The 19,044-nt window shown below is 71.3% G+C and carries 18 protein-coding genes and 3 tRNA genes; 11 read left to right on the forward strand and 10 right to left on the reverse strand.

The window, feature by feature from the left end:
* The first annotated feature begins 129 nt into the window (after positions 1–129).
* A complete protein-coding gene (locus IF47_RS31625; protein ID WP_078591940.1) occupies positions 130–441 on the forward strand; it encodes a DUF6274 family protein in 312 nt (103 codons plus the stop codon).
* A 494-nt stretch (positions 442–935) separates the two neighbouring features.
* Here the strand turns inward: IF47_RS31625 and bldC are convergent, their stop codons facing one another.
* Entirely contained in the window at positions 936–1,142 is a 207-nt protein-coding gene (gene bldC, locus IF47_RS0118305; protein ID WP_020869672.1) for a developmental transcriptional regulator BldC, read from the reverse strand.
* Positions 1,143–1,640: 498 nt separating this feature from the next.
* A complete protein-coding gene (locus IF47_RS0118310; RefSeq protein WP_031509893.1) occupies positions 1,641–2,504 on the reverse strand; it encodes a DUF8083 family protein in 864 nt (287 codons plus the stop codon).
* A 201-nt stretch (positions 2,505–2,705) separates the two neighbouring features.
* On the opposite strand from IF47_RS0118310, the gene IF47_RS0118315 reads away from it, so the two are divergent.
* Positions 2,706–3,839, forward strand: coding sequence for a Leu/Phe/Val dehydrogenase (locus tag IF47_RS0118315; protein WP_031509894.1), 1,134 nt, complete (start codon positions 2,706–2,708; stop codon positions 3,837–3,839).
* A 320-nt stretch (positions 3,840–4,159) separates the two neighbouring features.
* Positions 4,160–4,438: a DUF3073 domain-containing protein gene (locus IF47_RS0118320; RefSeq protein ID WP_031509895.1), complete on the forward strand. Its 279-nt coding sequence runs from the start codon at positions 4,160–4,162 to the stop codon at positions 4,436–4,438.
* Between the two features lie 106 nt (positions 4,439–4,544).
* On the opposite strand, the gene purM is transcribed toward IF47_RS0118320, so the two are convergent.
* The 7 genes from purM to purS form a co-directional block, all read right to left on the reverse strand.
* Positions 4,545–5,630, reverse strand: coding sequence for a phosphoribosylformylglycinamidine cyclo-ligase (gene purM, locus IF47_RS0118325; protein ID WP_031509897.1), 1,086 nt, complete (start codon positions 5,628–5,630; stop codon positions 4,545–4,547).
* Positions 5,631–5,677: 47 nt separating this feature from the next.
* Positions 5,678–7,237, reverse strand: a complete 1,560-nt coding sequence (gene purF / locus IF47_RS0118330; protein WP_031509898.1) for an amidophosphoribosyltransferase — start codon at positions 7,235–7,237, stop codon at positions 5,678–5,680.
* A gap of 76 nt (positions 7,238–7,313) precedes the next feature.
* Positions 7,314–8,117, reverse strand: coding sequence for a maleylpyruvate isomerase family mycothiol-dependent enzyme (locus IF47_RS0118335; protein WP_031509899.1), 804 nt, complete (start codon positions 8,115–8,117; stop codon positions 7,314–7,316).
* A 66-nt stretch (positions 8,118–8,183) separates the two neighbouring features.
* Positions 8,184–9,458 carry a hypothetical protein gene (locus IF47_RS0118340; protein ID WP_031509901.1) on the reverse strand — a complete coding sequence of 425 codons (1,275 nt, stop codon included), beginning with the start codon at positions 9,456–9,458 and terminating at the stop codon, positions 8,184–8,186.
* Between the two features lie 102 nt (positions 9,459–9,560).
* Complete coding sequence (gene purL / locus IF47_RS27985; protein ID WP_037732892.1) at positions 9,561–11,822, reverse strand: phosphoribosylformylglycinamidine synthase subunit PurL; 2,262 nt, start codon at positions 11,820–11,822, stop codon at positions 9,561–9,563.
* Positions 11,819–12,499: a phosphoribosylformylglycinamidine synthase subunit PurQ gene (gene purQ, locus IF47_RS0118350; RefSeq protein WP_031509903.1), complete on the reverse strand. Its 681-nt coding sequence runs from the start codon at positions 12,497–12,499 to the stop codon at positions 11,819–11,821. Before purQ ends, purL begins: the two co-directional genes overlap by 4 nt.
* Positions 12,496–12,762 (reverse strand): phosphoribosylformylglycinamidine synthase subunit PurS, encoded by a 267-nt coding sequence (gene purS / locus IF47_RS0118355; RefSeq protein WP_031509905.1) that lies wholly within the window; start codon positions 12,760–12,762, stop codon positions 12,496–12,498. The genes purQ and purS overlap by 4 nt, the downstream gene beginning before the upstream one ends.
* A 333-nt stretch (positions 12,763–13,095) precedes the next feature.
* Here purS and IF47_RS0118360 point away from each other — a divergent pair, with 333 nt between their 5' ends.
* The 8 genes from IF47_RS0118360 to IF47_RS0118395 all read left to right on the forward strand — a co-directional run bounded on the left by IF47_RS0118360 (position 13,096) and on the right by IF47_RS0118395 (position 17,883).
* Positions 13,096–13,413 carry a histone-like nucleoid-structuring protein Lsr2 gene (locus IF47_RS0118360; protein WP_031509906.1) on the forward strand — a complete coding sequence of 106 codons (318 nt, stop codon included), beginning with the start codon at positions 13,096–13,098 and terminating at the stop codon, positions 13,411–13,413.
* Positions 13,414–13,514: 101 nt separating this feature from the next.
* Positions 13,515–13,589, forward strand: a tRNA-Gly gene (locus tag IF47_RS0118365).
* Between the two features lie 72 nt (positions 13,590–13,661).
* Positions 13,662–13,734: transfer RNA gene (locus IF47_RS0118370), tRNA-Gly, on the forward strand.
* 193 nt (positions 13,735–13,927) lie between these two features.
* Complete coding sequence (locus tag IF47_RS0118375; protein WP_078591941.1) at positions 13,928–14,929, forward strand: ABC transporter ATP-binding protein; 1,002 nt, start codon at positions 13,928–13,930, stop codon at positions 14,927–14,929.
* Positions 14,926–15,738 carry an ABC transporter permease gene (locus IF47_RS0118380; protein ID WP_031509909.1) on the forward strand — a complete coding sequence of 271 codons (813 nt, stop codon included), beginning with the start codon at positions 14,926–14,928 and terminating at the stop codon, positions 15,736–15,738. Before IF47_RS0118375 ends, IF47_RS0118380 begins: the two co-directional genes overlap by 4 nt.
* 24 nt (positions 15,739–15,762) lie before the next feature.
* Entirely contained in the window at positions 15,763–17,112 is a 1,350-nt protein-coding gene (locus IF47_RS0118385) for a sensor histidine kinase (RefSeq protein ID WP_245641158.1), read from the forward strand.
* Positions 17,109–17,753 (forward strand): response regulator transcription factor, encoded by a 645-nt coding sequence (locus IF47_RS0118390; protein ID WP_037732893.1) that lies wholly within the window; start codon positions 17,109–17,111, stop codon positions 17,751–17,753. The genes IF47_RS0118385 and IF47_RS0118390 overlap by 4 nt, the downstream gene beginning before the upstream one ends.
* Before the next feature lie 57 nt (positions 17,754–17,810).
* Positions 17,811–17,883: transfer RNA gene (locus tag IF47_RS0118395), tRNA-Gly, on the forward strand.
* A gap of 175 nt (positions 17,884–18,058) precedes the next feature.
* Here the strand turns inward: IF47_RS0118395 and IF47_RS0118400 are convergent.
* Positions 18,059–18,982, reverse strand: coding sequence for a phosphoribosylaminoimidazolesuccinocarboxamide synthase (locus IF47_RS0118400; RefSeq protein WP_031509914.1), 924 nt, complete (start codon positions 18,980–18,982; stop codon positions 18,059–18,061).
* Between the last annotated feature and the right edge of the window lie 62 nt (positions 18,983–19,044).

Consider the following 19,044-nt stretch of genomic DNA (forward strand, 5'->3'; position numbering starts at 1 on the left):
CTCGCCCCTCCCTCCCTTTCCCGCCGTTTTCCCGTCACCGCTCCGGCACCTTCCCGTGCCATGTGCCGGCGGGCCGTCTTGACGCCCCGGCGGGGTGCGGGTACCCCTGCTACAAGGGAGGTGGGCGCCATGCCGACTACTCCGAATCCCCCTCGCTCCCCGCGGCACGAGATACGGGCCCTGCTGAGGGCCCATCTGGCGGCCGCGGCCCGCTACGGTCACGCGACCCACCGTTGTCCGGTCTGCCACCGGTTGCGGCTCCTGGCGATGGAGCCGGCGAACGAGCGCCCCCGGGCGCGTCCCGAACCCGAACTCTCCCCCGAGCCTTCCCCCGACGGTCCTCCGTCTCCGTCTCCGTCGCCGGCGGTCGCCACACCGGGTGAGGCGGTGGCGGACGAGGAACAGGGCGAGGGTGAACCGGCCACCGTGGGCGGGCGGTGAGCCGGCCGACCGCATGCCGCTTTCCGGCCGTCATGGCCCCGGAAGCGAGCCGTCGTACGCTTATTTCCCATTACCGCACGGTAGTTGCCGCGAGCAAGAGGTGTGCGCTGTGACGGGAGTCACCGAATCGGTTCACCAAGAGGGGGAATTCACCCCCTTCTCCGGCTCGCCAAATTTAATATGTGCCATTGCACAGCTCGCTCCCGGCGGCCTTCCCCACGGTCCCGCCGCACTCCCCGCGCGGCCGAAGGACACTCGACGGGTGATCAACTTGCCGCTGGAGCACGTCAGTTGACGCGTGGAGGCCCCTGTGGCCGGAGGCTTTCGACCTCCGGCCACAGGGGCCTCCACGCATACGAAAGACCGCACTGGGCCCGGCGGAGCCCAGCGCGGTCGATGTTCAGACCACGTGGGGGACACTGGCCTGACAGGTGGTGCGGACGGGCGATGGAGCGGGATGGGGGTCCCTGTACGCCCGTTTTCTACGGGGTTGTTCAGCCCTCGCTGCGCTGCTGCGGGATACCCGCCAGCAGGGCGCGCACCTCCGCCTCGCGGTAGCGGCGGTGCCCTCCGAGCGTGCGGATGGACGTGAGCTTGCCTGCCTTGGCCCAGCGCGTGACCGTCTTCGGGTCCACACGGAACATGGTGGCGACCTCAGCCGGGGTCAGCAGCGGCTCGGCATCAGGGGTGCGAGCGGTCATGAGCGGCCTCCTCGGGAGAACCGAACCATCACGGTTCTTTCCTCTAAATTCTGCACCTTGACCCACGTTGCCCGAAATGGCGGACGCGGGCCGAGTCGGTTATAGGACGAACGGCTTGTCCTCGGCACTACAACTACACCATCTGTCCAGCCACGTCGGCCAAACCGATGGAATTGCCCTCGCAGGTGTCCAACCTCGGCGGAACCCGATGGACCATGCCATAACGGACAGTCACTCCATCGTGACGATCGGTTACAACGTGAGCAGAGCCCTTCAGCCCCCGAGGAGACGTGCAATACCGATGGTTCCGACCTTGGTTGGCCGGATGAAGCCCTCTCCGGACTCCTTGTCCTATTTTGACACGAGAGGTGACCTTGATGACAAGACCCCGGTAAGTGCTTTCCATCACGCTTGAGCCGATAACCCGGATCGCGAGGATCGAGAAGGCCCTTCACGCGCGGAGCGCACGCGCCCCCAAAACACCGTCACCGGCACGCCTCAACTGGCCAGCCCTCGTTGGCGCACCGCCCGCCAGCGCTCGGTCAGCCGCTCGTACGCGGCACTCGCCCGCTCCCCGTCCCCCTCGCGCAGTGCCGCCAGGCCCTCCGCGGTGTCGGCCGCGGAGTGATCCGCGGCGAGTTGCTCCTCGGAGATGGTATACACCAGTCCGCCGTAGTCCAGTTCCACCAGCGAACGGGGGTGGAACTCCTCGAGCCAGCGCCCCACGTCCACCAGCGCCTCGACGAGCGGATTGTCCTCCAACTTCTCGCGCAAAACCTTCAGTCCGCGCGCCACCCGCCGCCGGGCCTGCACCATCGGGGTGCGGTACCGCAGGACGAGCGACTCCTCCCCGCCGCTCCCGACGCCTCCGCCCGTCCCCTTGCCGTACTCGCGTTCCTCGTCCGCGAACAGCACGAACCAACGGATCGGGACGTGCCACGCCGCCGAGCGGATCCACGGCCTGGCGTCCGGGTTCCGCTCGCGCCAACGGTCGTAGTCCGCCGCCGCCTCACGCCGCACCACCGGTGGCACCGCCGCGTCCAGGACCGGCGCCGGCAGTTCGTCGCCGACCCGGGACAGCGCCTGCCAACCGCGCAGCCTGGTCCGCCAGGGACAGACGCAGAGCACCCCGTCCACCTCGGCGACGAACGCGTCCGCGCTCTCGCGCACCGGCACCACCACGGGCGGCACCGGCACCAGATCCGCCAGGGATCGGCGCAGTTCGTCCTGGGCGCCGGGCAGTCGATCGCGTCTGGCGTAGCGGGCCCAGTGCGAGCGCTCCGGCTCGGGGAAAGCGGCCAGCGGTTCGTAGACCCGCAGGTACGACGCGTACGGGACGACCACCGGAGTAGTGAGGGCCACGGGTTTCTTCCTCCCGGAGCGGTTGGTCGAGCGTGGACGACGGCAGTTCGATACCCCGATCGTGGCACCGATTCCGCTTCGCTGTACCCCCGGGGGCCGGCAAGCCGTACCCTCGTGCCATCCGGCCCGCCCCCGTGGTCTCCGCCACAAGCGGGGAGAATCGGGAGGGCATCCCTTCCGCGACATACAGGAGTCACCACCGTGACTGACGTACGTCCCGCCGTCAGCGCCGACGGACCGGTCGAAACCAAGGCCCTGCACACCCTGTTCCACTCCGACCAGGGCGGCCACGAACAGGTCGTGCTCTGCCAGGACCACGAGAGCGGTCTGAAGGCCGTCATCGCCATCCACTCCACCGCCCTGGGCCCGGCCCTCGGCGGCACCCGGTTCCACTCCTACGCCTCCGCCGACGATCCCGAGGAGGCCGCCGTCCTGGACGCGCTCAACCTCGCCCGGGGCATGTCGTACAAGAACGCCCTCGCAGGACTGGAGCACGGCGGCGGCAAGGCCGTGATCATCGGCGATCCCGACCAGCTCAAGAGCGAGGCGCTGCTGGAGGCCTACGGACGCTTCGTGGCCTCCCTCGGTGGCCGCTACGTCACCGCGTGCGACGTGGGCACCTACGTGCAGGATATGGACGTGATCTCGCGCACCTGCCGCTGGGTCACCGGCCGCTCCCCCGAGAACGGCGGCGCGGGCGACTCCTCGGTGCTCACCTCCTTCGGCGTCTTCCAGGGCATGCGGGCCAGCGCGAAGCACCTGTGGGGCGAGCCCACGCTGCGCGGTCGCAAGGTCGGCGTCTCCGGCATCGGCAAGGTCGGCCGGCACCTGGTGGAGCACCTCGTCAAGGACGGCGCCGAGGTCGTGGTCACGGACGTGCGCCCCGAGGCGGTGGACGCCATCCGCGCGGCGCACCCGGAGGTGACCGCGGTCGCCGACACCGACACGCTGATCCGCACCGAGGGCCTTGATGTGTACGCGCCCTGCGCGCTCGGCGGTGCCCTGAACGACGAGACCGTTCCGGTCCTCACCGCCAAGGCGGTCTGCGGCGCGGCCAACAACCAGCTCGCCCATCCGGGCGTCGAGAAGGCCCTCGCCGACCGGGGCGTCCTCTACGCGCCGGACTACGTGGTGAACTCCGGCGGCGTGATCCAGGTGGCGGACGAGCTCCACGGCTTCGACTTCGCTCGTGCGAAGGCAAAGGCCGAAAAAATCTACGACACCACCCTCTCGATCTTCGAGCGCGCCAAGGCCGACGGGGTGCCCCCGGCGGTCGCGGCGGACCGCATCGCCGAGCAGCGGATGGCTGACGCCCGACGGGCCGGCCGGTCCTGACCCACGGGCCTCACGCTGACCGAACGCCCACCGGGACGTCACTCACGGTGACGGGTGGTGAGGGGGAGACATCCCTCACCACCCCTGGGCGGGTGACCGGGCGGACAGAAGGTAAAATCGTCACTGACCAGCGAAGAAATGGTCACCAGGCGGGGCGGGCACCTGCCGTGTCGTGCGGGCGGCGTACCGTACGGGCACGGAAGCAGGTACCGTTGAAGCTCCACGGACGGTCTCTCGATCGCATCGAGGGTCCGCTCCGCATCGTGAACGCGTGTCAAGACTCTGGGGCCGTTGAGCCCCGTCGTTGAGGGGGTCGAGCCATGGGGCGCGGCCGGGCCAAGGCCAAGCAGACAAAGGTCGCCCGCCAGCTGAAGTACAACAGCGGTGGGACTGATCTTGCACGCCTGGCTGAGGAGCTGGGCGCATCGACGTCGAGTCAGCCGCCGAACGGCGGACGGTTCGAGGACGATGAGCTGGACGACCCGTACGCACGGTACGCGGATCTGTACAACGACGACGATGAGGACGCGGAGGACGACGACCAGTCGCCCGACGCGCGCCACTCCTCCTCCCAGTCGAACCACCGACGCCGCGCCTGACGCCGTCGTCCACTGAACACAGCGGTCTCATACCGATCACCACCACCCGGTCCGGGTCACACCGGACCGGGTTTTGGTGCACTCTCGTTCCGGTCATGCCGCTCGCTCAGGACGCGTAGTCCCCGGTGAGGGCCACCGCCTCGGCGTGGTCGCCCCGCTCGGTGATCTCGCCGGCCGGCCAGGCGTCCACGCCTCGCTCCCGCAGCAGGGCCAGGGAGGCGTCGACGGACTCCGGCGGCATGACGGCGATCATGCCGACGCCCATGTTGAGGGTCTTCTCCAGCTCCGCCCGCTCGACCCGTCCGAGTCGGCCGACGGTGTCGAAGACCGGTCCCGGCGTCCAGGTGGAACGGTCCACGGTGGCGTGCAGGCCGTCGGGGACGACTCGGGCCAGGTTGCCGGCGAGTCCGCCACCGGTGATGTGCGAGAGGGCGTGCACCTCGGTGGCGCGGATCAGCGCCAGACAGTCCAGCGAGTAGATCTTGGTCGGCTCCAGCAGCTCCTCGCCCAGGGTGCGGCCGAACTCCTCGACGTGCCGGTCCAGCGTCCAGCCCGCCCGTTCGAAGAACACGTGCCGGGCCAGCGAGTACCCGTTGGAGTGAAGACCGGAGGCCCCCATCGCGACGACCACGTCACCCTTGCGGATGCGATCCGCGCCCAGGACCTCGTCGGCCTCGACGACGCCCGTGCCCGCGCCGGCCACGTCGTACTCGTCGGGGCCCAGCAGCCCGGGGTGTTCGGCGGTCTCCCCGCCGACCAGCGCGCAACCGGCCAGGACGCAGCCCTCGGCGATGCCCTTGACGATCGCCGCGACCCGCTCGGGGACGACCTTGCCCACGCAGATGTAGTCCGTCATGAACAGCGGCTCGGCGCCGCAGACCACCAGGTCGTCCACCACCATCGCCACCAGGTCGTGGCCGATCGTGTCGTGGACGTCCATCTTCTGCGCGATGGCGACCTTGGTGCCCACGCCGTCGGTGGCGGAGGCCAGCAGGGGGCGCCGGTAGTCCTTGAGGGCGGAGACGTCGAAGAGTCCGGCGAAGCCGCCCAGGGCGCCGATGCTCTCGGGCCTGCGGGCCTTCTTCACCCACTCCTTCATCAGCTCGACGGCGCGGTCGCCCGCCTCGATGTCCACTCCGGCGGCGGCGTAGCTCGCGCCCTGGCCGGCCGCGGCGGGATTGGTGGAGGTCATGATCTCCCTCTGTGACGGACGGTGTGGCTCACGTGACTCGGCGCGGATCAGGGCCTGCGCAGCGCGTCGGCCGCGCCGGCGCCGCCCAGCAGGGTCTTCACGCCGTCGGGATCGGCGCTCGCCGCTTCGGCCGTCTCCGACTCCAGCAGGTGCTTGCCCAGCAACTGCGGGTCCGGCAGTTCCATCGGGTACTCCCCGTCGAAGCAGGCCCGGCACAGGTTGGGCTTGGCGATCGTGGTGGCCTCGACCATCCCCTCCAGGGAGATGTAGGCCAGGGAGTCCGCGCCCAGCGAAGTGCCGATCTCCTCGACCGACAGGCCGTTGGCGATCAGCTCGGCGCGGGTGGCGAAGTCGATGCCGAAGAAGCACGGCCACTTGATCGGCGGGGAGCTGATCCGCACGTGCACCTCGGCCGCGCCCGCCTCGCGCAGCATCCGCACCAGGGCGCGCTGGGTGTTGCCGCGGACGATCGAGTCGTCGACGACCACCAGGCGCTTGCCGCGGATGACCTCCTTGAGGGGGTTGAGCTTGAGGCGGATGCCGAGCTGGCGGATGGTCTGCGAGGGCTGGATGAACGTCCGGCCCACGTAGGAGTTCTTGACCAGGCCGCTGCCGTAGGGGATGCCGCTGGCCTCCGCGTAGCCGACGGCGGCGGGGGTGCCGGACTCCGGGGTCGCTATGACCAGGTCCGCCTCCGCCGGCGCCTCGGCGGCCAGCCGGCGTCCCATCTCCACGCGGGAGAGGTAGACGTTGCGGCCGGCGATGTCGGTGTCGGGGCGCGCCAGGTAGACGTACTCGAAGACACAGCCCTTCGGCTTCGCTTCCGCGAACCTTTGCGAACGGAACCCTTCCTCGTCGATGGCGACCAGCTCGCCCGGCTCGATCTCCCGGATGAAGGAGGCGCCGACGATGTCGAGCGCCGCCGTCTCGGAGGCGACCACCCAGCCGCGCTCCAGCCGGCCGAGCACCAGCGGACGGATGCCCTGCGGGTCGCGGGCGGCGTAGAGGGTGCGCTCGTCCATGAAGACCAGGCTGAACGCGCCCTTGACCTTCGGCAGGACCTCGGGGGCCGCCTGCTCCACGGTGAGCGGCCTGCCCCCCTCGTCGACCTGGCCCGCCAGCAGGGCGGTGACCAGGTCGGTGTCGTTGGTGGCGGCGACCTGGGTGGCCCGTCCGCCCGTGCTGGGCAGGGCGGCCACCATCTCGGCCAGCTCCGCGGTGTTGACCAGGTTGCCGTTGTGGCCGAGCGCGATCGAACCCTGCGCGGTGGCCCGGAAGGTCGGCTGGGCGTTCTCCCACACCGAGGCGCCGGTCGTCGAGTAGCGCGCGTGACCGACCGCGATGTGGCCCTTGAGGGAGCCGAGGGAGGTCTCGTCGAAGACCTGGGAGACCAGTCCCATGTCCTTGAAGACGAGGATCTGCGAGCCGTTGCTCACCGCGATGCCCGCAGACTCCTGTCCCCGGTGCTGCAGCGCGTACAGACCGAAATAGGTGAGCTTGGCGACCTCCTCCCCCGGGGCCCAGACACCGAAGACGCCGCAGGCGTCCTGGGGGCCCTTCTCACTGGGGAGCAGGTCGTGGTTGAGTCGTCCATCACCACGTGGCACGTCCTCGAGTCTAGGGCAGGTCCCGCGGTGCTCCGAACCGGGGAGCACCCCCGCCCGCCCTTCTCACCGTGCGGCATCAGCCCAGTACAGGGAGGTGGCCACGGAGATCGGCGCGTTCGCCGCTCGCTGTGAGATGCGCCGCATCCAGCTCCTTCTCCCAGCTCGTGCGGCCGGTGGCGAGACGGATCCAGGTGAGCGGATCGGTCTCCACGACGTTGGGCGGGGTGCCGCGGGTGTGCCGGGGCCCCTCGACGCACTGGACGACCGCGAAGGGCGGGATGCGCACCTCCACCGCGCTCCCGGGCGCCTTGGCCGCCAGGGCGTCGGCCAGCAGTCGCACGGTGGCGGCCAGCGCGTGCCGGGCCGGCGGGACGCGGACGCCGGTGGCTCGGGTGAGGTCGTCGCCGTGGACGACCAGCTCCACCAGGCGGGTCACGGTGAAGTCCAGGGCGCGCATGGCGCCGAAGTCGTGCGGCAGCAGCACATCGGTCCGCACGGCCTGCTCCAGGACGGGCTCCAACTCCTCGACGGCGGCGTCCACGGCGTCCGCGGCGTTCGGGAACGTCTTGGCGTGCCGGCGGGTCGCCTCGTCCAGTTCGTGGGCGACGCCGGCGGTGGACACCGCCCAGGCGCTGAGGTCCGTCTCCGGCACGTTCGCGCGGGGCGGGGGCTCGGCGAGCAGTCGGGGCAGCGCCTCGATCTGCCCGGCGATGTGGACCACGAGATGGTGCACGTCCCAGCCCGGCAGCCCGGAGGGCCGGGTCATCTGGTCGGGCGTGAGCCTGTGCACCGCGTTGCGTACGGACTCCACCTGCCCGATGAGCCCGGCCCGCACCAGGGCCGGGTCGTACGTCCTGGGCTTGCGCTTCACCGGAGGCATGGCGTCAGCGTAGAACGCCACGCGCCGGGAACCGGTGCTTACCCGCCGGTCGGCCGGCCGTGAGGCTCAACTCTCCGCCCGGTAGTCGCTCTTCGCGGGCAGGACGACGTCCGTACAGCCGCGCCGCTCCGCGACGTCCTCGACGTAGGCGCGGAAGACCGGCTCCAGGTGGCGTCCGACGGCCTCGGAGTACGGGTAACCGGCGGTGAGGACGTGGACGGCGGGCTTCCCGTCGCACACGGAGGTGGCCCACCAGGCGTTCGCGCCGCCGTCGAACCCGCCCCGGCCGGGTATGGCCACTCGCTCGTCGTCGATGGGGTCGGTGGCGACGTGGACGGCGGCGTCCCCGAAGAAGCTCTCGGCACTGAGCCACCAGTTCCTGCGGCCCTCCCCGGCTTCGGCCTCGCGGAACTCCCGGTAGGCGGGGTCGTCCACGTGTCGGTCGTACGCCTCCCTCCGGGCGTCCCTGCTCACGGAGAGCAGGCAGCGTTCCTGCCACACCCTCTCGTCCGCGCGGGCCTCCAGCACCCGGTCCGGCAGCCAGCCGGAGGTGTTGACCGGGCTCTCGTCCAGTCCGGCCCGGCCGTACCAGGCGCAGGTGCCCTCCGCCTCGTCGGGGGCGACGGGCTCGGTGTTCAGCGCCGGTATGCCGTCGGGCGGCTCGGGGAGGCGCTCGGGGCAGCCCAGTTCGTCGGCGAGGTTGTTGGCGGTGGCGACCGCGATGTCGGCCAGCCGGTCGCGGTCGGCCTGGCGGAGTTGGCCGTCCGGCGCGAAGGCGCGGTAGAAGGCCAGGTCCAAGGTGGCGGAGGCCCGTACCGCGGCGATCCCCGCGCCCCGGTGCTCGCCGCCGGGGCAGGGCAACCGGACGGTGACCGAGTTCTCGGTGACCTTTCCGGCGATGCCGCCGCCGAGTGGCTGGGGGACCACCGGAACGCGGATGTACGGGTTGGAGGGGTCCAGCGCGTCCTCGAAGCTGTCGTCAACCGGCTCGGACGTCCACCTGGTGGGCTCGGTGGCGACTTGGGCGATGAAGAACTGCCTGGTCCCCGACTTCCTCCCCGCCGCCTCGGCGACCTCCTCGCTGCGCAGGACGCAGCTCTGCGGCAGCGGCGCGTCGTCCAGGTGGATGCCCTCCGTGATGTTGTCCGCGGGAGTGATCTCTCCCCCGCTTCCGGACAGGGCCAGTACCTCGCCCACCGGGACCAGGCCGCCGCACGCCTCGTCCACGGTGTGCCGGCGGTCCCACAGGCCCCACAGCGTCCAGCCGCTCAGCCCGATGGCGAAGACGGCCGTGCCGCACAGGACCCGGTTGAAGAGCGTCCGTCGCCGTTCGCGGTCCATCCCCGCCCCCTCGGTGTCGTGCGGTCGACGCGTCGTCGGCGGTGAAGTTACCAGCGCCCCGCCCCCGGGAGGGGCGGGGCGCCGGGCGAGCGGGTGCGACCGTCAGGCGCGCGCGTCGGAGAGCAGGGCCGGGATCGTGCTCTCGTGCGCCTCGCGCAGTTCCGTCAGCGGGATGGAGAACCGCCCCTGGACCTCGATCGCGTCCCCGTCCACGACGCCGATGCGGGTGGCGGGCAGGCCCCGGACACCGCACATGTCGGTGAACCGCAGCTCCTCGCTCCGCGGGACCGAGACGATCGCGCGGCCCGCCGACTCGGAGAAGAGGAACACGAACGCGTCCAGCCCGTCGGGGACGATCAGCCGGGCGCCCTTGCCGCCCTTGAGGCAGGACTCGGTCAGCGCCTGGATCAGCCCGCCGTCGCTCAGGTCGTGCGCGGCGTCGATCATGCCGTCGCGGGAGGCGGAGATCAGGATCTCGGCGAGCAGCTTCTCGCGCTCCAGGTCCACCTTCGGCGGCATGCCGCCCAGGTGGTCGTGGATCACCTGGGACCAGGCCGACCCGCCCAGCTCCTCGCGGGTGTCGCCGAGGAGGTAGATCATCTGGCCCTCCTCGGAGAACGCCATCGGGGTGCGGCGGTTGACGTCGTCGATCACGCCCAGCACGCCGACCACCGGGGTCGGGTGGATGGCGGTGTCGCCGGTCTGGTTGTAGAGGGAGACGTTGCCGCCGGTCACCGGGGTGCCCAGCACCTGGCAGGCGTCGGCCAGGCCGCGGCACGCCTCGGCGAACTGCCACATGGCGCCCGGGTCCTCCGGCGAGCCGAAGTTCAGGCAGTCGGTGACGGCCAGCGGCTTGGCGCCGGTGGTGGCGACGTTCCGGTACGACTCGGCCAACGCGAGCTGCGCGCCGGTGTACGGGTCGAGCTTGGCGTAGCGGCCGTTGCCGTCGGTGGCGACGGCGACGCCCAGGCCCGTCTCCTCGTCGATGCGGATCATGCCGCTGTCCTCGGGCTGGGCGAGGACGGTGTTGCCCAGCACGTAGCGGTCGTACTGGTCGGTGATCCACGCCTTGGAGGCCTGGTTCGGGGAGCCGACCAGTCTGAGGACCTGCTCGCGCAGTTCCTCGCCGCTCTCGGGCCGGGGCAGCTTGTTCGCGTCGTCGGCCTGGAGGGCGTCCTGCCACTCGGGGCGGGCGTAGGGCCGGTGGTAGACCGGGCCCTCGTGGGCGACCGTGCGCGGGGGGACGTCCACGATCTGTTCGCCGTGCCAGTAGATCTCCAGCCGGTCGCCGTCGGTCACCTCGCCGATGACGGTGGCGATGACGTCCCACTTCTCGCAGATCTCGAGGAAGCGGTCCACCTTGTCGGGCTCGACGATGGCGCACATGCGCTCCTGCGACTCGCTCATGAGGATCTCCTCGGGCGAGAGCGTGGAGTCGCGCAGCGGCACGGTGTCCAGGTCGACGCGCATGCCGCCGGAGCCGGCGCTGGCCAGTTCGGAGGTGGCGCAGGACAGGCCGGCGCCGCCGAGGTCCTGGATGCCGACGACCAGCTTCTCCTTGAAGATCTCCAGGGTGCACTCGATGAGGAGCTTCTCCTGGAAGGGGTCGCCGACCTGGACGGCCGGGCGCTTGGCCGGGCCCGTCTCGTCGAAGGTCTCGGAGGCGAGGACGGAGACGCCGCCGATGCCGTCGCCGCCGGTCCGGGCGCCGTAGAGGACGACCTTGTTGCCGGTGCCGGACGCCTTGGCCAGATGGATGTCCTCGTGCCGCATCACACCCACGCACAGGGCGTTGACCAGCGGGTTGCCCTGGTAGCAGGGGTCGAAGACGACCTCGCCGCCGATGTTGGGCAGGCCCAGGCAGTTGCCGTAGCCGCCGATGCCGGCGACGACGCCGGGCAGGACGCGCTTGGTGTCGGGGTGGTCCGGCGCGCCGAAGCGCAGCGGATCCATCACGGCGACCGGGCGGGCGCCCATGGCGAGGATGTCGCGGACGATGCCGCCGATCCCGGTGGCCGCGCCCTGGTAGGGCTCGATGTACGACGGGTGGTTGTGCGACTCGACCTTGAAGGTGACGGCGTAGCCCTGGCCGACGTCCACGACGCCGGCGTTCTCGCCGATGCCCACCAGCAGGGCGTCGGACTCGGGGGCCTTCTCGCCGAACTGCTTCAGGTGCACCTTGCTGGACTTGTAGCTGCAGTGCTCGGACCACATCACGGAGTACATGGCCAGCTCGGCGCCGGTCGGGCGGCGGCCGAGGATCTCGCGGATGCGGTCGTACTCGTCCCGCTTGAGGCCGAGCTCGGCCCAGGGCTGCTCGACGTCCGGGGTGTCGCTCGCGTGCTTGACGGTGTCGAGGGTCATGAGGTGGCGACCAGCTTCTTCAGAACCGAGGTGAAGAACCCGAGCCCGTCGGTGGTCGGGCCGGTGAGGGCCTCGACTGCGTGCTCGGGATGGGGCATGAGGCCGACGACGTTGCCGGCCTCGTTGCAGATGCCGGCGATGTCGCGGCGGGAGCCGTTGGGGTTGACGTCCAGGTAGCGGAAGACCACCCGGCCCTCCGCCTCCAGCTCGTCCAGGGTGCGCTCGTCGGCGACGTAGCCGCCCTCGCCGTTCTTGAGCGGGACGGTGATCTCCTCGCCCTCGGCGTAGTCGCCGGTCCACGCGGTGGCCGTGTTCTCCACGCGCAGCCGCTGGTCGCGGCAGACGAAGTGGAGGTGGTCGTTGCGGGTGAGCGCGCCGGGCAGCAGGTGCGACTCGCACAGCACCTGGAAGCCGTTGCAGATGCCGAGCACCGGCATGCCGGCGCGGGCCTGCTCGATGACCGTCTCCATCACGGGGGAGAACCGGGCGATGGCGCCGCACCGCAGGTAGTCGCCGTAGGAGAAGCCCCCGGGGAGGACGACGGCGTCCACCTGGTGGAGGTTCTTGTCGCCGTGCCACAGGGCCACCGGCTCGCCGCCCGCGAGACGGACGGCGCGGCGGGCGTCCACGTCGTCGAGGGAGCCGGGGAAGGTGACGACTCCGATACGGGTCGTCATGCCGTGGTCACCTCTTCGTCCTCTTCGACGCGGACCGTGAAGTCCTCGATCACGGTGTTGGCGAGGAAGGTTTCGGCGAGTTGACGAACCCGGGCGAGGGCGGCGTCGTCGACGGGCCCCTCCAGTTCGAGCTCGAAACGCTTGCCCTGACGGACGTCGGTGATCCCCTGGTAGCCCAGCCGGGGCAGAGCCCGCTGAACCGCCTGGCCCTGGGGGTCGAGGATCTCCGGCTTGAGCATGACGTCGACTACGACGCGAGCCACAGGTACTCCCGGTGGGTGTTGGTGCTGGAGACTGCGTGCTTCAGCCTACCGGGCGGAAAATTCTACTCGCGTAGATACGGGCGGGTTCGATCATGGTCGGGTATCGGCGCCCCGAAACCACCGAGAAGTCCCGCGTGAAAGAATGGTGAAAAACAAGGTCCGGTTCACGGCATGACACGCGGGTGGGAATTATCCGCTTCACCGAACAATGCCTGCCGCTGTACAAAGGAAAAAGGCATTGACCCCGACCGTTCGGAACGCCCGCGTCGCCGCATGTCGAGCGGCGATTCCGCGGGGCTTTGAGCAGCGTTCCTCCCGAAAGGACCGATATCCGTGGCACAGCGCGTAGTGGTCACGCTCTCCGACGACATCGACGGCGGTGAAGCATCGGAAACGGTCTCCTTCGGCCTCGACGGCAAGTCGTACGAGATCGATCTCAACCGAGAGAACGCGAAGAAGCTCCGCATGGGCCTCGCCCCGTACGTGCGGGCCGGCCGCAAGCGCTCCCGATCCGGCAAGGCGTTCCAGCGGACCTCCATCGCGCCCGACCCGGCCGCGGTGCGCGCCTGGGCCCGGTCGCACGGCTTCGAGGTGCCGCCGCGGGGGCGCATCCCCAAGCGGATCTACGACGCGTTCAACGAGGCCCACTGAGCGGTCCGTTGACCCGACTTGCCAGCCACCCCGGGTGATCGGCTAAAGTCTGGAGCACACCGCAGGGAACGGCCGGAAACGGCCGGGACCGAGGTGGACACGCGGGTGTAGCTCAGTAGTAGAGCGCCCTCTTTCCAAGAGGGAGGCGCAGTGTGCGATTCCTGTCACCCGCTCCACTCGCTCCACCGATCTTCCGGGATCGGGTAGAGTGAAAGACGCGCCGCTCGGTGAGAGCCGGGTGGTGGCACGCGGACGTAGCTCAGTTGGTAGAGCGCAACCTTGCCAAGGTTGAGGTCGCGAGTTCGAGCCTCGTCGTCCGCTCGGTGGTCAAGGCCCCGATCCCCAAGGGATCGGGGCCTTGTTCGTGTCTCCGTGTGCCCGTGTGTTCGGGCGGGCCGGGCGTCCGCGTTCCTCCCCGCCCTCCCCGCCCGAGCGATGCCCGGTTGACATTTGTCACACGCACTCGTGACAGCCCGCACTGCTCGCCCTCCGATTCCCGCGAAACCCTGGGCCCATGGACAACGGAGAACAGGTCATCGAGGTGAGCGGGTTGCGCCGGCGCTACGGCCCGGCGAAGGGGGACGGCTTCGAGGCTGTGAGGGGAATCTCGTTCTCCGTGGCGCGCGGCGAGGTGTTCGCGCTGCTGGGGACGAACGGGGCGGGCAAGACCTCCACCGTCGAGCTGTTGGAAGGGCTCGCCGAGCCCAGCGGCGGCCGGGTGCGCGTGCTCGGGCACGACCCGTACCGCGACCGGGCCCGAGTGCGGTCGCGGATCGGGGTGATGCTCCAGGAGGGCGGTTTCCCGTCCGAGTTGACCGTCGCCGAGACCGCCAGGATGTGGGCCGGGTGCACCACCGGGGCCCGCCCCGTGGGGGAGGCGCTGGAGACGGTGGGCCTGGCCCCCCGCGCGAACGTCCGCGTCAAGCAGCTCTCCGGCGGCGAGCGGCGGCGACTGGACCTGGCGATGGCGCTGCTCGGCCGGCCCGAGGTGCTCTTCCTGGACGAGCCGACGACCGGGCTGGACGCCGAAGGGCGGCGGGACACCTGGCGGTTGGTGCGGGAGCTGCGCTCGACGGGCACGACCGTGCTGCTGACCACGCACTACCTGGAGGAAGCCGAGCAGTTGGCCGACCGGCTCGCGATCATGCGGGCGGGACGGATCGTCGTCTCCGGCACCCCCGCCGAGGTCACCGCCACACGGCCCTCCCGCATCCGCTTCACGCTCCCCGAGGAGGTGCCGCCGGCGCGGCTGCCGCTGTCGCTGCGGGCCGCCGCGGACGGGCGGCGGGTGGAGATACGCACCGAGCGGTTGCAGGAGGCGCTGACCGAACTGCTGCTCTGGGCCCGCCGGGAGGACGTCGAGCTGGAAGGACTGGACGCCCGGTCGGCGTCCCTCGAGGAGGCCTTCCTGGAGATCGCCCACGGAGATCCCGCGGACCACGAGGGGCTCGGGGGACACGAGGAGACCACGGACGCCACCCACACCGCGCGGCCGGCGAAGGCGGGAGCACGATGAGCGCGACGGACACCACACCCACCACGGACACGTCCCCCGGAGAGGCGACCGCCTCCCTGCGGCGGATGCGGGCGCTCGCCCGGGCCGAGCTGACGCTGCTCGTCCGCAACCGCACCGCGATGTTCACCGCCCTGCTGATGCCCCTGGCCATGGTGCTGTTCATGCGCTCCACGGTCGAGCAGCTCTCGCTGGGGAACACCGGCCTGAGCACCACCGGCCTGGTGATGACGGGCGGGATCGCCATGGTGCTGATCTTCGTCGTCTACACCAACCTCATCCCCACCTACGTCTCCCGCCGCGAGGAGTTGGTGCTCAAGCGGCTGCGGACCGGCGAGGTGCGCGACGGGGAGATCCTGGCCGGCACCTCGCTGCCGGTGACCGTCCTGGCCCTGCTCCAGTGCGTGGTGCTGGTCGCGGCGGGCGCGACCCTGCTGGACATGTCCCCGCCCGAGCGGCCCGAACTGCTGCTCCTGGGCGTGCTGCTGGGCCTCGTCCTGATGGTGTTGGCCGCCGCCGTGACGGCCGTCTTCACCAGGACCGCGGAGAGTTCGCAGATCACCGCGCTGCCATTGGTGATGGTCTCGTTCATCGGCTCCGGGGTGTTCGTTCCTCTGGAGGTCATGCCGGACCGGATGGCCGACGTGATGCGGCTGCTGCCCATGACACCGGTGATCGACCTGGTGCGGTACGGCTGGTTCGGCGGCGGGGAGCCCGGTGAGGTGCTGCGGGCCGTCGGGGTCGCGGTGGTCTGGTCGGTGGCCTCGGTGTTTGCTGTACGGCGGTGGTTCCGCTGGGAACCGCGTCGGTGAGCCGGGGCTGAGCAAGGAGTGAGCGTGGCGGTGGCGGCGGGAAGCGCGGGGAGCGCGGGAAGAGGCGCGTTGGGCTGGCTGGAGCGGGCGAGACGGGCCAGCGGGCCGGTCCGCTTCCACCAGTACACCCGCTTCACGCTCTACGCCTTCGCCGCCTTCGAGGCCGCGCTGCTGACGTTCTGGTGCGTGGCCCAGCGCGGAGGCGTGCCCACCTGGCTCGCCGTCCCGCTGATCGCGCTGTTCGCCGCCCACTGCGCCTGTCACCTGTCGCTGGTCCGGGCCGGGCTGCGGCACTACCTGGGCACGGCCGGGCGGCCGGACGGGCTCGTGGTCGCGTATGTCGCGCTCACGGTCGTCGGGGTGGCCGTCCTCCACACCGCGGCCGGCGTCGGGGCGCTGGACGGAGGGGCGATGGCCGCCGGCGCCTGGCTGCTGATGTTCGCGGCCGGGCCGCTCCTGCTGGTCCTGTCCGTCCGGGGCGGCACCGCCCTGATGGCGCTGCTCATCGCGGCCTCCGCGCTGTCCGCGGCGCCGCTGGGAGCGACCGCCGGGGACCTGGGCTACCACGTGAGCGCCGCCGTCTTCGGAGCGGTGGTCTTCGGCTTCTCCTACCGCTGCTCCGCCTGGGCGTTGCGGGTCGTCGAGGAGCTGGAGGCCGCCCGGGAGACCCAGGCCCGGCTGGCGGTGGCCGAGGAGCGGCTGCGGTTCGGCCGGGACCTCCACGACGTGCTGGGCCGCAACCTGTCGGTGATCGCCCTCAAGAGCGAGCTGGCCGTCCAGCTCGCGCAGCGCGGCTCGCCCTCCGCCATGGACCAGATGACCGAGGTGCAGCGCATCGCGCGGGAGTCCCAGCGGGAGATGCGGGAGGTCGTGCGCGGCTACCGGGAGGCCGACCTGCCCACGGAACTGGTCGGCGCGCGGGGGGTGCTGCGGGCCGCCGGGATCGACTGCCGGATCGAGAGGACCGGCAGGAAGGAGCTGCCCGAGTCCCTCCAGTCGGCGCTGGGATGGGTGGTCCGCGAGGGCACCACCAACGTGCTGCGACACGCCGACGCCCGGTGGTGCGCGATCCGGCTGCGGACCGGGGTGGACGGTGGGCCGGCCGGACCGGTCACCGAGCTGACCATGGAGAACGACGGGGTTCCGCCGTCCCGGACCACCACGGGGGGCGGCTCGGGGCTGGCCGGACTCCGCGAGCGCCTGGCCGCCCTCGGCGGCACACTGACCGACGAGCGGCGCGACGACGGGACCTTCCGGCTGACGGCCCGGGTGCCGAGCCGGCCGGAGGGCGACAGCGAGCCGGTCGGGGGAGACGCTCCGGGGAATGTCGTGGAGGACGCCGTGAGGGATGTCACGGAGAGGGGAGAGCGGTGAGGGAGCACGGCCGGGACTCCGGCGGCGGCGAGCGTCCCCTACGGGTGCTGCTGGCCGACGACGAGCACCTGATCCGGGGCGCGCTGGCCGCGCTGCTGGCACTGGAGGACGACCTGCTGGTCGTCGCGGAGGCGGCGTCCGGCCCCGAGGCGCTGGCGATGGCCCGCGCCCACCGGCCCGACGTGGCGGTGCTCGACCTCCAGATGCCGGGCAAGGACGGTGTGGCGGTCGCCGCGGAGCTGAGGACCGAGGTCCCCGACTGCCGCACCATGATCGTCACCGGGCACGGCCGCCCCGGACACCTGAAGCGGGCCCTGGCGGCGGGGGTGCGCGGTTTCGTGCCCAAGACGGTCTCGGCGCAGCGGCTGGCCCAGATCATCCGCACGGTGTACGCCGGAAACCGGTACGTGGACCCGGAGCTGGCGGCCGACGCGATCAGCGCCGGGGACTCCCCGCTGACCGCTCGCGAGGCCGAGCTGCTGGAGCTGGCCGCGGACGGGGCCCCGATCGTGGAGATCGCCGAGCGGGCCGCGCTGGCTCCGGGGACCGTCCGCAACTACCTCTCGTCGGCCACCGCGAAGCTGGATGCGGAGAACCGTCACGCGGCCGTGCGCATCGCCCGCGAGCGCGGTTGGCTATAGTGGTCAGCGCACCGCACGGAAACCACGCCGGGAAGGGTGGATCCGAGTTCGGCGCGCGCGGACGTAGCTCAGTTGGTAGAGCGCAACCTTGCCAAGGTTGAGGTCGCGAGTTCGAGCCTCGTCGTCCGCTCGGTGACCAGGGCCCCGATCCTTCGAGGATCGGGGCCCTCTCCGTTTCCGCACCGCCGCACCGCCGCTCCCCGGGTCCCGGGGCCCCGTTCCCCCGGCCTCGGCCCGGCGCCTCCCCGGCCGGGGTCGGGGCACGGCGGTACGCGCCCCGACGACACCGGCGGCCGGCTCGGCGGTCAGCTCCAGCGGGTGCCGGTCAGCAGCTCGTACGCCTCGATGTAGCGGGCGCGGGTCCGCTCCACCACCTCGGCGGGCAGCGCGGGCGGCGGCTGCTCGCCGTGACGGTCCCAGCCGGCGGCCGGGGAGGCCAGCCAGTCACGGACGATCTGCTTGTCGAACGAGGGCTGCGGCCGGCCCGGCTCCCACTCGTCGGCGGGCCAGAAGCGCGAGGAGTCGGGGGTGAGCACCTCGTCGGCGAGGAACAGCCGCTCCCCGTCGTCCGTCCCGTCCTCCGCCGGTCCCCAGCCGAACTCGAACTTGGTGTCGGCCAGGATGATGCCGCGCTCCCGGGCGATGTCCCGGCCTCGGGAGTAGACGGCCAGGGTGAGCTGGCGCAGCTCGGCCGCGGTGTCGGCGCCGACCCGGCGGGCGACCTCCTCGTAGGCGACGTTCTCGTCGTGCTCGCCGACCTCCGCCTTGGTGGCCGGGGTGAAGATCGGGGCGGGCAGCTCCGAGCCGTCCACCAGCCCCTCGGGCAGGGCGAGCCCGCAGACCGTCCGGGACTCCTGGTACTCGACCAGGCCCGAGCCGGTGAGGTAGCCGCGGGCCACGCACTCCACCGGGACCATGCGCAGGGGCCGGCAGACCACCGTGCGCCCCTCCCAGTCGGCCGGGGCGCCGGGCGGCAGCTCGGTGGAGACCACGTGGTTCGGCACCAGGTCGGCGAACTGGTCGAACCACCACAGCGAGAGCTGGGTGAGGACCCGGCCCTTGTCGGGGATCTCGGTGGGCAGCACCCAGTCGTAGGCGGACACCCGGTCACTGGCCACCATCACCAGGTCCCCGGCCTCGTTCCGGTACAGGTCCCGCACCTTGCCCGTGTGCACGTGTACCAGGCCCGACACCTGTACGGGTTCGGGCTTGTCGACGAATCCGGTCACGGCTCCTCCTGTGGCTCGGTCCAGGAGTTCCGATTCTCCCGCACGGCCCCGGTCCGCACCGG

The sequence above is a fragment of the Streptomyces megasporus genome (assembly GCF_000718985.1).
Lineage (GTDB): Bacteria > Actinomycetota > Actinomycetes > Streptomycetales > Streptomycetaceae > Streptomyces > Streptomyces megasporus.